Genomic DNA, 14407 nt, shown 5'->3' with positions numbered 1-14407 from the left:
TGGCGGTCCCGGCCGGCCGGGGCGGGCCGGGGTGGTGATCAGACTCGTTCCAGCGGCCGGTGCGGCCGCGCGGGGAGTTCCACCTTGACGCTGTCGCCGGGACGCACCGGGCCGCCTTCGCGTACGACCGCCATGATCCCGGCCCTGCGCACGATGTGCCCGGCCGCGTCGCGGCCCACGACCTGCTTGAGCAGCCCGTCCTGGAAGGCGTCGATCTGGCGGCACGGATTGCGCAGTCCGGTGACCTCCACGACCGCCTCGTCCCCGAGGTGCAGCAGGGTGCCGGTGGGCAGGGCGAGCAGGTCGATGCCGCGCGTGGTGATGTTCTCGCCGAGGTCGCCGGGGGCCACGGTGAACCCGGCAGCGCCCACCTCGGCGAAGAGCTCCTCGTGGATGAGGTGGACCTGGCGCAGGTTGGGCCGGGTCGGGTCCTGGGCGACGCGCGAGCGGTGCTTGACCGTCACACCCGCGTGCACGTCCCCCTCCACCCCGAGCCCGGCCAGCAGGGTGATGCTGTCCCGGTTCGGCTTGGTGAACGAGTACACCCCGTTGCTGCTGACCGCGGTCACCGTCACGTCCATACCCCGTACCCCCGTTCGACGTCTCCTCCTACGGACAGTACGGCTCAGCGCAGGGCGTCGGCCACCTCCCGGGCCGCTTCCACGACGCGGGGGCCCACCCGTTCCGGGACGGCGTCGGTCAGCATGACCACGCCCACGCTGCCCTCCACGCCGGTGACCCCGAGGAGGGGGGCGGCGGCACCGCTCGCACCCGCCTCCAGCTCGCCGTGGGTGAGGGTGCAGCCGGGGTCGGCGGACGGGGAGCGGCGGGCGGCGAGGATGGCCTTGCCGGCGGCGCCGCGCTCCAGCGGGTGGCGGAAGCCGGCGCGGTAGGCGACGTGGTAGTCCGTCCAGGTCGGCTCGACCACGGCCACGGCGAGCGCCTCCGTACCGTCGACCAGGGTCAGATGGGCCGTGGCGCCGATGTCCTCGGCCAGCGAGCGCAGCGCGGGCAGGGCCGCCTCGCGTACCAGCGGATGCACCTGGCGGCCGAGCCGCAGCACCCCGAGCCCGACGCGGGCGCGGCCGCCGAGGTCGCGGCGGACGAGCGCGTGCTGCTCAAGCGTGGCCAGCAGCCGGTACACCACCGTCCGGTTCACGCCCAGCTTGCCGGACAGCTCCGTGACGGTCAGCCCGTGGTCCGTGTCGGCGAGCAGCTTGAGGACGCGCAGTCCCCGGTCGAGCGTCTGGGAGGTCTCCGCGGTCACGACGCCCCCTCCTTCTGCGGTGAGGTCGGCGCCCTCCGAGCGGCGCGCGTCACCGAGCCCCGTCGGCGACGCGTTTCAGAGGCCGCCGATCGGCAGGACGGCCCGGCGGCTGTCGGACCCGTCGCTTCACGGCTGCGCTCCGCGGCGGCGCTGCCACGGGGCGTGTGCGTAGCGGGACAGTAGCGAGCCGGTCCGCTCAGCGGAAGACTCGGTCCAGAATCCGGTCAGGACCGGTCGCGGCCTGCCAGTATTCGTCCGCATACGAGCACCGGAGCGCGCCGTCCGCGCACCTTGGGCGCACGCTCAGCGCATTCCGGGGCGCACGCTCAGCGCATTCCGGGGCGCACGCTCAGCGCATCCGGGTGGCCCACTCGCCCATCTTGGCGATGCGCTGCTTGAGCTGTCCGGCGGTGGCCTCCGCGCTCGGCGGGCCGCCGCAGACCCGGCGCAGCTCGGTGTGGATCACGCCGTGCGGCTTGCCGCTCTGGTGGGTGTAGGCGCTGACCATGGTGTTGAGCTGCTTGCGCAGCTCCATCATCTCCTTGTGGCTGACCACCGGGCGCCGCTCGGCGGGCAGCTCCAGCAGGTCGGCCTCGGTGTCGGGGCGCTTCTTGCTGTGCGCGATCTGCCGGGCCTGCCGCTTCTGCAGCAGCAACTGCACCTGCTCGGGCTCCAGCAGTCCGGGGATGCCGAGGTAGTCCTGCTCCTCCTCGCTGCCGGGGTGGGCCTGCATGCCGAACTCGGCGCCGTCGTAGAGGACGCGGTCGAAGACGGCCTCGGACTCCAGCGCCTCGAAGGAGAACTGCTCCTGCTCGCCGGTGTCCTCGTCCTGCTGCTTGTTCGCCTCGTCCATCTCCTTCTCGGACTCGGCGTACGGGTCCTCCTCGCCGGCCTTCTGCGGCTTGTCGAGGGCGTGGTCCCGCTCCTTCTCCATCTCGTTGGCGAAGGTCAGCAGGTCGGGGACGGTGGGCAGGAACACGGACGCGGTCTCGCCGCGCCGCCGGGACCGCACGAAACGGCCGACGGCCTGGGCGAAGAACAGCGGGGTGGAGATGGTGGTGGCGTACACGCCCACGGCGAGCCGGGGCACGTCGACGCCCTCGGACACCATGCGGACCGCGACCATCCAGCGGTCGGTGCTCGCGCTGAAGTCGTCGATGCGCTTGGAGGCGCCGGTGTCGTCGGAGAGGACGAGGGTGGCCTTGGAGCCGGTGATCTCGCGGATCAGCTTGGCGTAGGCGCGGGCGGAGTCCTGGTCGGAGGCGATGACGAGGGCGCCCGCGTCCGGGATCGCCTTGCGCACCTCGGTGAGCCGCTGGTCGGCGGCGCGCAGCACGCTCGGCATCCACTCGCCGCGCGGGTCGAGCGCGGTGCGCCACGCCTGGCTGACGGCGTCCTTGGTCATGGGCTCGCCGAGCCGGGCGGCGATCTCGTCGCCCGCCTTGGTGCGCCAGCGCATCTGGCCGCTGTAGCTGAGGAAGATCACGGGGCGGACGACGTGGTCGGCCAGCGCGTTGCCGTAGCCGTAGGTGTAGTCGGCGGCGGAGCGCCGGATGCCGTCGTTGCCCTCCTCGTACGCGACGAAGGGGATCGGGTTGGTGTCCGAGCGGAACGGCGTGCCGGTCAGGGCCAAGCGCCGGGTCGCGGGCTCGAACGCCTCCAGGCACGCCTCGCCCCAGGACTTGGAGTCGCCGGCGTGGTGGATCTCGTCGAGGATCACCAGGGTCTTGCGCTGCTCGGAGCGGTTGCGGTGCAGCATCGGGCGGACGCCGACACCGGCGTAGGTGACCGCGACGCCGTTGTAGTCCTTGCCGACGGGGCCCGCGCTGTACTCGGGGTCGAGCTTGATCCCTATCCGCGCGGCGGCCTCCGCCCACTGCTTCTTCAGGTGCTCGGTCGGCGCGACGACGGTCACCTGCTGCACGACGTGGTGGTGCAGCAGCCAGGAGGCGAGCGTCAGCGCGAACGTGGTCTTGCCGGCGCCGGGGGTGGCGACCGCGAGGAAGTCACGCGGCTGTTCCTGGATGTACTTGTCCATCGCCCCCTGCTGCCATGCGCGCAGCTTGCTGGCGGTGCCCCAGGGGGCGCGGCCGGGAAAGGCGGGGGACAGATGGTTCGAGGCGGAAGCGGCGGTGGTAGTCACGGTCTCCGGGGGTGGGGGCGTAGGGCGGCTCGGCTACGTATGACAACCGGGCCACCCTACCGGCGCCATCGGCTCCGCCGGGCTCGGACGAGGCGGCGGCGCAGGCGGGTGGGACCGAGGTCACAGTCGGTCCTGGTGCCGGGCCGGGAGGTCCTCGCGCTCAGTCCGCCGCCCTCAGCCGGGTCGTCACCCACGCCCCCACCAGCGCCACCCCGGCCATGGGCAGGAAGACGGACGCGAAGGCGGGGGTGCCGTCGGAGCCGAGGGTGGCGAAGGCGGCACCGGCGGTGGCCAGGAGGACGACGTTGGAGAGGGCGTCGGAGATCTGCAGGGCGGCGGAGTTGGCGCCGGCCTCGGCCGGGGCGGACAGCTTCAGCAGGAGCACGCTGGTGGAGGAGATCACCAGGCCCATCCCGAAGCAGCCGAACCCCCACGCGACGGCGACGGTCCACACCGGCACGGCGGGCACGAGCACCGCGGGCGCGGCGGCGATGGCGGCCGCCACCAGCACCATGCCGAAGGTCATCAGCCGCTCCCGGTGCGGCTCCATCCGGGGCCGCGACTGCATCCACGACGCCGCGGCCCACGTCAGCCCGCCCGCGGCCAGCGAGAACCCGGCGAGCGTCGGCGACAGCCCGCGCTGGGTGACGAGCATCAGCGGTACGAAGGACTCGGCGGCGATGAACGACCCCGCCGACAGCCCGCGCAGCAGCACGACCGAGGGCAGCCCGCGCACCGCCCGGTACGTCCCTCTCGGCAGCAGCAGCCGCACGGCGGGCACCAGCAGGGCGGCGCCGAGGAGACCGGGCACCAGCGAGAGCGGGCGCAGGTCCTGGGCCGCGTACTGCACGAGCCCGGCGCCCAGCGAGACGGCTAGCGCGAGCCGGATGCGCCGCCGGTCGAAGGCGGGGGTACCGGCGTCGTGGTCCACCGGCCCGCCCGCCCGGCGCCGGATCTGCGGGAGGGCGAGGCCCAGCGGAAGCAGCACGAGGAGGGGGATGCCGAGGAAGACCCACCGCCAGCCGAGGTGTTCCGCGACGGCGCCGGAGGCGAGGGGGCCGACGATGGAGGGCACGACCCACGCGGCGGCGAAGCTCGCCATGATCGCGGGCCGCAGCCGCTCGGGGTAGGCCCGGCCGACGACCACGTACACGGCGACGATCACCAGCCCGCCGCCGAACCCCTGCACCGCGCGCCCCAGGATGAACACCCACATGACCTGCGCGGTCCCGGACACCACGAGCCCGCCCGCGAAGGCGCCGATCCCGGTGGCCAGCGCGGCGAGCGGTCCGCGCCGGTCCGCCCACTGCCCGGCGAGCACCATGCCGGTGAGGCTGGTGGTGAAGTACCCGGAGAACGCGAAGGCGTACAGCGAGACCCCGTCCAGCTCGCGCGCCGCGACCGGCATCACGGTGCCGATGGCGGTCGCCTCGAACGCGATGAGCAGCACGACGGAGACGATCCCCACGCTGAGCGCCCGGTGCGCCCGCCCGAGCACCCCGCCCTCGTCCTCCGGGCCGGCTATGCCGGCGACGACACTGTCGGAAGACTCAAGGGCGGCCATACCGGCCAGCGTAAGGCCCACACCCCGCTTTGACCCCTGTCCCGAGCCCTACCCGCCCTACACCCTTGGCCGTAAGCCCCCCGCCCCCACATGAACACGGCATGGCAGTCGCGTTGCACCCCGCCCGCCCTCCTTGTCCCCTCCCCCACCCCGCCCTACGTTCGTTCCACGACACACGGCCGTGTGCCCGAGTGGCTCAGGGACTCGCCTGCAAAGCGAGTTACGCGGGTTCGATCCCCGCCACGGCCTCGGTTGCCTGACCCAGGCAGACCGAAAGGGCGGCACCCCTCACAGGGTGCCGCCCTTTCCTCGTCCCGGACGGACGGCGGACAATCGCCGGAAGACCTCAGAGAACCCCGCCCGCCTCGTCCCGCAGCAGCTCCGTCCAGTAGTGCCAGGTCGGGACGGGGGACGTGCCCGTGGGGTCGAGGGTGGTCAGGGTGTCGATCATGGCGGCCGCGAGGTGGTCGTACGCCGTCGTCGTCAGTTCGTGCGACAGGTGGTCGTCGATGGTGCGTTCGTGGTGGAGGAGCCAGAGGGTGTACGCGAGGGTGGAGACGTCGGTGTTGAGGGGGTGGAGGGCGGCGTCCGGCTCGGAGTAGGTGAGGATCGCGCCGGTGCGGCCGTCCAGGACGAGGATGGTGTCCGCCGTCAGGTCGCCGAGGCGGATCAGGTGGTCGGCGTGGGCCGGGAGCCGGTCCAGGGGGTGGTCCTCGCACTCCGAGGTGAAGTACTCCGTCAGCGTCGGCAGCGGCACATCGGTGTCGGCGCGGGACAGCACCGCCTCCTCCGGCAGCCCCGTCTCGCGCAGGAAGCGGCGCGTCGGCTCGTGGGTGAGCGTGGCCGGGAAGTCGACCTCCTCGAAGCGGGCCACGCGCCCGTGCCCGAACTCCTGGTCCAGCAGCCGACCCGGCATCTCCAGCGAGAGACCGCCCAGCCCCGGCGCGGCGACCAGGGACAGCGGGCGGATCAGCGCCGCCGCCTTCCAGTACGCCGGGACCGCGCCGTCCGTGCCCTCCTCGAACAGCGCCAGCAGCCGCCGGGACGCCTCGGTGACCGCGCCCGGCCCGTACTGCCCGGCCAGGGAGGCGAACCGGCCGCGCAGGCCCGCCAGTTCCTCGGTGACGGCGGCGAAGCGCAGCATGGTGTTCAGCGAGGGCGCGAAGGGCCGCGCGCCGGAGGGGTCGACGAGGTACGCGGTGGTGATCTCGCCGGTGGCGCCGTCGAGCAGTATCGACTCGCGCTCCATCCCGGCCGGGTTGAGCAGTTCGCCGATGACCAGCCGGTCCCGCAGCTCGTCCGCGAGCCGGCACGGCCCGTCGGTCGCGTCGGCGAGCCTGCGCAGCCCGTGCGTGCGCAGCGGGGCGAAGGTCAGCAGGCCGGTGTCCGGGGGCAGTCCGGGCCCGGTGAGCAGTCCGCGTGTCGGCGCGTGCGTGACCCAGCGGTCCAGCTCGGCCTCGGTCAAAGTGATCCCTGTGACCCCGGCATCGGTCATGCTCATGGCTCGCTCCCCCGCGATCTTCCTCGATACGGCGGGCTCCGCGCGCGGCGGCCGTCCCCGACTTCAAGGACCCTACGCCGCACCACTGACAACGCCCCGGAGAGGAAGACGCGCCAGGAGGCGTTCGCGTTGCCTGGGCGGAGCGCCGGAGTTCACCGGCCGGCGCTCACCGCGCGTTGACCACCGCGGCCTGCGGCCGGATCGGCAGCCGGTTCACCGGCCGCCCGGTGGCCGCCCGCACCGCCGACGCGATCGCCGCGGGCGAGGTCACCACCGGCACCGCGCTGACCGGCTTCGCGCCGAACGGCGCCACCACGTCCCGCTCCTCGACCAGCTTCACGATCCGGATGTCCGGCGCGTCCAGCGCGGTCGGCAGCGCGTACCCGGTGAGGTCGGGGTGGCGGATCAGCCCGCGCGGCGTACGCAGGTTCTCGGTGAGCGCGATGCCCACGCCCTGCGTGACACCGCCCTCGATCCGCGCCGCCAACTGTGCCGGGTTGAGCACCCGGCCCACGTCCTGCGCGACCGCCAGCTCCACCACCCGGACGGAGCCCAGCTCCACGTCGACGTCGACCACCGCGCGGATCGCGCAGAAGGCGAGGCCGACGAAGGCGTCACCCTGGCCGGCGCCGTCCAGCGGCTCGGTCGGATGGGGGCGGCACTGGGCGGTGGCCCACAGTTCCTTGCCCTCCAGCGCCTCGGTGACGGTGGTGGAGAGCACCCCGTCGTACGAAGTGATCTTGCCGTCGGTGATCTGGAGCAGCTCGGTGGACATGCCGAACTTGTGCGCCAGCGGCTGCAGGAGCTGGGTGCGGACCATTTTGGCCGCCCGCTCCACCGCCCCGCCGGAGACCCAGGTGTGGCGGCCGCGGCAGCCGGGGCCGGCCGGGGGCTGGTCGGTGTCGACCGGCGCGACGTGCACCTCGTCGATGCCGAGCGTCTCCTGCACGATCTGGCGGGCCAGCGTGGTGAAGCCCTGCCCGGCCTCCACGGCCGCGCACAGCACGGTCGCCACGCCGTCGTGGACCCGGACGGTCGCGGTGGACACCTCGTCGGTGCCCTCGGCGCCGAGCATGTGGACCATCCCGAGCGCGTAGCCGACGCCCCGGCGCACCGCGCCCGGCTCGCCCGCGCCCTCGGGGCCGCCGGGCAGCAGCCAGTCCTCCTCCGGGCCGTCCTTGGGCAGCGACGGGAGCGGGAAGTCCCGTACCGCCTGGAGGAGTTCGGCCACCGGGGCCGGGCAGGTCACGGTCTGGCCGATGGGCAGGACGTCACCGGTGGCCAGGACGTTGCGCAGGCGCACCTCGGCCGGGTCCAGGCCCAGCTTCCTGGCCAGCTTGTCCATCTGCGCCTCGTAGGCGGCGCACACCTGCATGGCGCCCTCGCCGCGCACATGACCGGAGGGCGGGTTGTTGGTGCGTACCGCCCAGCCCTCGATGAAGGCGTTCGGGACGACATAGGGGCCGCACGCGAAGGAGACCGCGGCGGCCAGGGCGTCGGCGGAGGTGTCGGCGTAGGCGCCCGCGTCCAGCAGGATCTGCGCCTCGACCTTGACGAGTCTTCCCTCGGCGTCGGCGTGGTGGCGGTAGCGCAGCAGGGTGGGGTGGCGGTGGGCGTGCCCGAGGAAGGACTCCTCGCGGCTCGCGGTGAGCTTCACCGGGCAGCCGGTGCGCAGCGCGAGCAGGCCGAGCGGCAACTGGAAGCCCTGGTCCTCGCGGTCCGCGGTGGCGCCGGGCACGCCGGTGACGACGATCTTCACGCGGTCGGCGGGCAGCCCGAAGCAGGCGGCGGCGGTGTTGCGGTCGCTGTGCGGGTCGGTGGAGGCGAGGTACAGCTCCACCCCGCCGTCGGGACGCGGTACGGCGAGCCCGGCCTCGGCGCCGATGGGCGCCGGGTCCTGACGGCCGATGCGGTACAGGCCCTCGACGACGATCTCGCCGGCCGCGTCGGGGTCGCCGTGGCGCAGCGGGATGTGCCGGATCAGATTGCCGTCCGGGTGCAGCGGTTCGGCCTCGAAGGCCCGCTCGGGGTCGGTGATCGGGTCGAGCGGTTCGTACTCGACGATGACGGCGGCGGCGGCCATCCGCGCGGTGTCGGGGTGGTCGGCGGCGACGGCGGCGATGGGCTCGCCGTGGTGGCGCACGACCTCGGAGGCGAACACCGGCCGGTCCGGGGTGCCCCGGCCGTGCCGGGAGGTGCCGGGCACGTCCTCGTGGGTGACGACGGCGCGCACGCCGGGCATGGCGCGCGCGTGCGTGGTGTCGATGGAGAGGATGCGCGCGTGCGCGTGCGGGGAGCGCAGCACGGCGGCCCACAGCAGGCCCTCGGCCCACAGGTCGGCCGCGTAGGGGAAGGTGCCCTCGGTCTTGGCGCGGGCGTCGGCGTGGGGCAGGGAAGCGCCCAGGCCGTGCGGCAGCGGCTCGGCCGCGGGGGCTTCCGCCGCCGTGGTCGCGGTGGCGGCTTCGTCGCTCACGCCTGGCCTCCGTCCTGGCCGTGGTGCGGGTCGTGCGGGTGGTCCTGCGGGGCACCGAACGCCCCGAAGACGCCGGGTGCTTCGAACGCCGAGGGGTTGACGCCGCCGGAGCCGGGGGGTGCCTGGTGCGGGATGCGCGCGGTGTCGGCGTCCGGCTCCACGTCGGCGCCGATACCGGCCTCGCGCTCGGCGACGACCTCGCGGACGGCGTCGAGGACGCCCCGGTAGCCGGAGCAGCGGCAGAGGTTGCCGCAGAGCGCCTGGCGGGTCTCCAGCTCGGTGGGGGCGGGGTTGCCCTCCAGCAGGTCGTGCAGGGTCATGGCGATGCCGGGTACGCAGAAGCCGCACTGCACGGCGCCGCACCGGGCGAGCGCCCGCTGCACGTCGGAGGGGTGACCGCCGGCGGCCAGGCCCTCGACGGTGCGGACCTCGCTGCCCGCGGCGGTGACGCCGGGGACCAGGCAGGAGGCCACGAGCCGTCCGTCGACCTGGACGTTGCACGCCCCGCACTCGCCCTGCGAGCAGCCGTCCTTGGCGCCCGCGAGGCCGAGCCGCTCGCGCAGCACGTAGAGCAGGGACTCGCCGATCCAGGCGTCGGTGACGGGCCGGTCGGCGCCGTTGACGCGCAGCACGTAGGAGGCGAGGGGGTGTTCGTCCTGGGGCGGTGGCGGCGGGGCCTCGTCCTCGTCCTCGGCGGCCTCGACGGCGGTGTCCGCCTCGTCGGCCGCGAGAGGCTCTTCCGTGGCCTCGAGGGCCGCCTCCGGCTCCTCGTACGCCTCTTCGGCCGACGGGCCGTCAGAGACGCCCTCAGGGGCCTCCGCGGGGCTCCCGGCGTCCTCGCCGAGGTCGCCGGGGTCGGCGGACTCCGCGGACTCGGCGGGTTCGTGCTCGTAGCCGGGGCCGGCCTCTTCCGGCTCGGGCGCCGCGGGCTCCTGCGGCCCCCAGGCCCCGCCGATGGTGTCGGTGACCCAGGGCGCGGCGGCGCCGCCGGGCAGGACCGGCGGGGCGGCGCCCCACTGCTCGGCCAGGGCGGAGGTGGTGAACTCGCCGGACTCGTCGGGCAGCTCGCCCCCGGCGACCGGCACGGACCACTGCCCGGTGACGTCGTGGCCGGGCGCGGCGGCGGACTCCTCGGTGGTCCAGTGCCCCTGCGCCTCGGGCTGGTAGGTGAACCGGTCGTCGCCGTGCGGCTGCTGGGGCGCGGCGGTGTCCTGCGCGGGCCACTGGTCCTGGGGCGCGCCCCAGGCGTGGTGGCCCTCGCCCTCCGGCGGGGTCGTTATCCGCGGCGGCACGAAGCCGTGGCCCGGCGCGGCCAGCGGGCTGTCACCGGCCAGCAGGGCGTCGATGCCGCCCTCGGGGAGCTGGACGAAGGCGGTCGCGCCGTCGTCGTACTCGCCCTGGGGCAGCGGGTTCCAGCGGCCCCCGCCCTGGGACGTGTCGTCTCCGTGTCCATGCTGGTCGTCCGTCACGACAGCGCCCTCCCCAGTGCTCGTCGGGCCAGCGCGGCGACGGTGCGCCGCAGGTGCAGTACCGCGGGCGGCAGCGGGACGACCGTGCCGTCCGGCTCCGGCACCGGGTCGGGGATGCAGGCCGCGGCGACGTACTCGCCGAACGCCTGGAGGGCTTCGGGGACGAGCGCGCGGTCGTTGTCCCAGTCGATGAGCTGCGCGACCCACTGCTCGGCGTCCAGCGGGCGCAGCGGCATGGGCGCTATGGCGCCCACCGCGCACCGCACTCCGCGCCGGGCGGGGTCGAGGACGAGGGCGACGGAGGCGACCGAGCGGCCGGGCCCGGTGCGCCCGGTGGCCTTGAGGAAGACCTGGGGGGCATGCAGCAGCGGGACCCGGACGTAGCCGATGAGTTCGCCGCCGCGCAGCATCTCCACGCCGGCCAGCAGGTGCGAGACGGGGACCTCGCGGCGGGCGCCGTCCGGGCCCGCGACGATCAGCGTCGCCTCCAGCGCGGCCAGCACCGGCAGCGCGTCGCCGGTCGGGGCGGCGGAGGCGATGTTGCCGCCGAGGGTGCCCGCATTGCGGATGTGCGGCGGTCCGGCGGCGCGCGCGGCGGCGGCGAGCGCCGGGATCAGCGCAGCGAAGTCGGGGCGGCCCATGCGGGCGTGGGTGAGGCCGGCGCCGAGCAGGGCGTGGCCGTCCTGGTACTGCCAGCCGCGGATCTCGCTGATCCGGCCGAGGCCGACCAGCGCGGCGGGCCTGAGCTGGCCGGAGTTGACGGCGGCCATGAGGTCGGTGCCGCCGGCGACGGGGACCGCGGCGGGCATGGCGGTCAGGGCTGCCACCGCCTCGTCCAGCGTCGTGGGCAGCGTGACGGCCTGTGCCGCCTGCGGTGCGTGCGTGGTCAAACCGGCTGCCCCTTCCCGCTGCCCCACCTGGTCGCGCCTGTGCTGCCGTACGGTACGTGCTGACAGGGCGGACGTGGCAACTCTGGCACATCTTCGCAAGGCTCGGACGCGCGGGTCGGCCAAGGGGTGTTGACCCACTCCATCGGGCGGATGGTCCCGTTTACACCAGCATCTTCGGGTGGGTCCGATTGACCCTCTTCGGTGATGTCCGGGTGGTTCTCCCGTTACGCGTCCGGGTGGGCGTCCGAGGGCACGGGGGCCGGGGGTTCCGGCTCGGCGGGCGGTCCGGCGAAGGGACGTCCCGGTACTCCGGGGCGCCGCTGCCAGGGATGGGGGCCGCCGGGCGGGCGGTAGGCGACGCCGAGCGCGTCGAGTCGCCGGTAGTGGGCGCCCATCCGGCGCTCGAAGTCCGCGAGGTCCCGCCCGCCGGGCTCGGGCGGCGGACTCCAGACGACCTCGGCGAACGCGGCGAGCCGGGGGAAGACCTGGTAGTCGACGCGTCCGGCGTCCTCGGTCACCTCGGTCCACACATTGGCCTGGGCGCCCAGCACATGGCGGGCCTCCTCGGCGGTGAGGCCGTCCGGGACGGGCTCGAACCGGTAGACGTCGGCCAGGGTGCGCACGTAGCCGATGGGCACCGGTTCGTCCGGGCCGGGCGCCTGCCGGTGGTCGAGGTAGACGTGCTGCTCGGGGCACATGACCACGTCGTGCCCGGCCCGCGCGGCGGTACGGCCGCCCCGGTGACCGCGCCAGGAGGAGACCACCGCGCCGGGCGGCAGCGGGCCGTCGAGGATCTCGTCCCAGCCGGCGAGCCTGCGCCCGCGCGCGGCGAGCCAGGCGCCGAAGTGGCCGGCGAACCAGGAGCGCAGCCCGTCCACGTCCGCGAGCCCGAGTTCCGCCGCGCGGGCCCGCGCGGTGGGCGATCTCCGCCACTGGTCCGGCGGGCACTCGTCGCCGCCGAGGTGCACGAAGGGCGACGGGAACAGCTCCAGCACCTCTTCGAGCACGCCCTCGTAGAAGCGCAGGACGGCCTCGGTGGGGGCGAGCACGTACGGGGAGATCCCCCAGTCGTCCCGGACGGCGAGGGCGGAGGTGTCGACGGCGTCGGTGTTGCCGAGTTCCGGATAGGCGGCGATGGCGGCCTGGGAGTGGCCGGGAAGATCGATTTCCGGGACGACGGTGATATGGCGTTCGGCGGCGTAGGAGACGATCTCCCGGATGTCGTCCTGGGTGTAGTGGCCGCCGTGCGGTTTCGCCTCCCACAGAGGGGACGAGCGGTGGCCGAATTTGGTCCGCGCGCGCCAGGAACCGGTCCCGGTGAGCCTCGGGTACCGGCCGATCTCGATCCGCCATCCCTGATCGTCCGTCAGATGCAGGTGGAGGACGTTGAGTTTGTGCGCGGCCAGCAGATCGAGATAGCGCAGCACGCCTTCCTTGGGCATGAAGTGCCGGGCCACGTCGAGCAGCATGCCGCGCCAGCCGAAGCGGGGCGCGTCGGTGATGCGCACCGGCGGCAGCCGCCAGGTCCGGCCGGGCAGCGGGGCCCGCCGGAAGGCGTCGGGGCCGAGCAGTTGCCGTAGCGTCTGGGCGCCCCAGAACAGCCCGGCCGGACCTCCTCCGCGCAGGTCGGCGCCGGTGGGCGTGATGTCGAGCCGGTAGCCCTCGGCGCCGAGTTCCCCGGTGACGCGGGGGTCCACGCGGAGCCGTACGGCGTTCTCGCCGGTGCCGTCGGCCGGGGCCAGGGCGTAGCCGGTGGCCGCGCCCAGGGTGGTCCGCAGCCACCGCTCGGTGCCGTGAGCGTCCTCTCCCCCGGCCGCCAGACCGGTGCCGGGCCCGAGGACGAACCCTTCGCCGGGGCCCTCTTCCGTCCCGATCGGCGCCGGAATCACATCCGGAATCTCACGCGTCACTTCAGTCCCCGAAATCCCTCGGTGCACAGCCCGGAATCCGTATCACGGGGACGCTGCCCAGGCGCTCGGCGAAACACGCGCGGGAGCCTGGGAAACACGCGCGGCGAGGGCCCGGAAATGGGCCGGGAAGCGCGCCGGACCGAATCCGCGGGACCGCGCGCGGCCCGGAAAAGCGCCAAGGCCCCGGAACGCGTGCGCGCGCTCCTGGGGCCTTGTCGTGCCGGGCCGGGGGGCCGTTACTTCTTGTCCTTGTCCCCGCCCTTGTCGCCACCGCTGCTCATGGACTCGTAGATCTCTTTGCACATGGGGCAGACGGGGTACTTCTTCGGGTCGCGGCCGGGCACCCAGACCTTGCCGCACAGCGCCACGACGGGGGTACCGTCCAGGGCGCTCGCCATGATCTTGTCCTTCTGGACGTAGTGGGCGAAGCGCTCATGGTCGCCGTCGCCGTGGGACACCTGCGGCGTCGGCTCTACGAGGGTCCCCGTACCAGTCCCGCGCTCGGGCTCAAGAGTGCTCATACGGCCAAGGGTACTGAAGCTCACAGGCATCAGTTGAGCGATGGGTCGTCCGGATACGTGGCCACCATCGCCAGGTCTCCGCGCTGGCGGCGCAGCACCTCGCGCCACAGCCGCTCCGGGGCCGGGGAGGAGATGTCGCCCGGCTCGGACTCGACCACGTACCAGGCGCCCTGGTCCAGCTCGTCCTGGAGCTGGCCCGGCCCCCAGCCCGCGTACCCGGCGAAGATGCGCAGCGCGCCGAGGGCGGAGGCGACCAGTTCGGGCGGGGTCTCCAGGTCGACCAGGCCGATCGCGCCGTGCACCCGGCGCCAGCCCAGCGGCGCGCCCTCCCCCTCGCCGCCGCCGGGGACCACGGCGATGCCGAGCGCGGAGTCCAGCGAGACGGGCCCGCCCTGGAAGACCACGCCGGGCTCGCCCGCCAGGGCCGCCCAGTCGGCCAGCACGTCGCGCACGTCCACCGGGGTGGGGCGGTTGAGGACCACTCCCAGGGAACCCTCCTCGTCGTGGTCGAGGAGGAGCACCACCGCGCGATCGAAGTTCGGGTCCGCCAGAGCGGGGGTTGCCACGAGCAGCCGCCCTGTGAGCGATGACACCTCGGTCATGCCAGACATGATCCCGCATCTCGGGCCCGCGTGGGGAGCCGGGAGGCACATGAACAGGGAGCACGTC

The 14407-nt window shown here is 74.2% G+C and carries 11 protein-coding genes and 1 tRNA gene; 1 reads left to right on the top strand and 11 read right to left on the bottom strand.

The genetic code is table 11. The features are described 5' to 3' along the window. Window positions 1-38 precede the first annotated feature (38 nt). The 4 genes from HEK131_RS04040 to HEK131_RS04025 all read right to left on the bottom strand — a co-directional run bounded on the left by HEK131_RS04040 (window position 39) and on the right by HEK131_RS04025 (window position 4974). Window positions 39-581, bottom strand: a complete 543-nt coding sequence (locus HEK131_RS04040) for an MOSC domain-containing protein (RefSeq protein WP_244333690.1) — start codon at window positions 579-581, stop codon at window positions 39-41. Window positions 582-625: 44 nt separating this feature from the next. Next, entirely contained in the window at window positions 626-1267 is a 642-nt protein-coding gene (locus HEK131_RS04035) for an IclR family transcriptional regulator (protein ID WP_217463224.1), read from the bottom strand. Between the two features lie 349 nt (window positions 1268-1616). After that, window positions 1617-3410, bottom strand: coding sequence for a DEAD/DEAH box helicase (locus tag HEK131_RS04030; protein ID WP_217463225.1), 1794 nt, complete (start codon window positions 3408-3410; stop codon window positions 1617-1619). A 160-nt stretch (window positions 3411-3570) separates the two neighbouring features. After that, entirely contained in the window at window positions 3571-4974 is a 1404-nt protein-coding gene (locus HEK131_RS04025) for an MFS transporter (RefSeq protein ID WP_244333689.1), read from the bottom strand. 177 nt (window positions 4975-5151) lie between these two features. Between HEK131_RS04025 and HEK131_RS04020 the strand changes: the two genes are divergently transcribed. Next, a tRNA-Cys gene (locus HEK131_RS04020) sits at window positions 5152-5223 on the top strand. Window positions 5224-5320: 97 nt separating this feature from the next. Here HEK131_RS04020 and HEK131_RS04015 read toward each other — a convergent pair. The 7 genes from HEK131_RS04015 to HEK131_RS03985 form a co-directional block, all read right to left on the bottom strand. Continuing rightward, the gene (locus HEK131_RS04015) at window positions 5321-6475 is read right to left on the bottom strand and encodes an SUKH-4 family immunity protein (RefSeq protein ID WP_244333688.1); all 1155 of its coding nucleotides are present in this window, start codon (window positions 6473-6475) and stop codon (window positions 5321-5323) included. A 166-nt stretch (window positions 6476-6641) separates the two neighbouring features. Continuing rightward, entirely contained in the window at window positions 6642-8948 is a 2307-nt protein-coding gene (locus HEK131_RS04010) for a xanthine dehydrogenase family protein molybdopterin-binding subunit (protein WP_217462437.1), read from the bottom strand. Continuing rightward, on the bottom strand, window positions 8945-10417 hold the full coding sequence (locus HEK131_RS04005) for a (2Fe-2S)-binding protein (RefSeq protein ID WP_244333687.1): 1473 nt from the start codon (window positions 10415-10417) through the stop codon (window positions 8945-8947). Before HEK131_RS04005 ends, HEK131_RS04010 begins: the two co-directional genes overlap by 4 nt. Next, on the bottom strand, window positions 10414-11307 hold the full coding sequence (locus HEK131_RS04000; RefSeq protein WP_031182629.1) for an FAD binding domain-containing protein: 894 nt from the start codon (window positions 11305-11307) through the stop codon (window positions 10414-10416). The genes HEK131_RS04005 and HEK131_RS04000 overlap by 4 nt, the downstream gene beginning before the upstream one ends. Before the next feature lie 224 nt (window positions 11308-11531). Further along, a complete protein-coding gene (locus tag HEK131_RS03995; protein WP_244451934.1) occupies window positions 11532-13205 on the bottom strand; it encodes a beta-N-acetylhexosaminidase in 1674 nt (557 codons plus the stop codon). Between the two features lie 248 nt (window positions 13206-13453). Beyond that, a complete protein-coding gene (locus HEK131_RS03990) occupies window positions 13454-13738 on the bottom strand; it encodes a DUF3039 domain-containing protein (RefSeq protein ID WP_030810948.1) in 285 nt (94 codons plus the stop codon). Window positions 13739-13767: 29 nt separating this feature from the next. Further along, window positions 13768-14340: a YqgE/AlgH family protein gene (locus tag HEK131_RS03985; RefSeq protein ID WP_217462439.1), complete on the bottom strand. Its 573-nt coding sequence runs from the start codon at window positions 14338-14340 to the stop codon at window positions 13768-13770. Window positions 14341-14407 lie beyond the last annotated feature (67 nt).

The organism is Streptomyces seoulensis, assembly GCF_022846655.1.
Lineage (GTDB): Bacteria > Actinomycetota > Actinomycetes > Streptomycetales > Streptomycetaceae > Streptomyces.
Note: the sequence above shows the minus strand (reverse complement) of the source record. Positions and strands in the feature narration are given on the sequence as shown.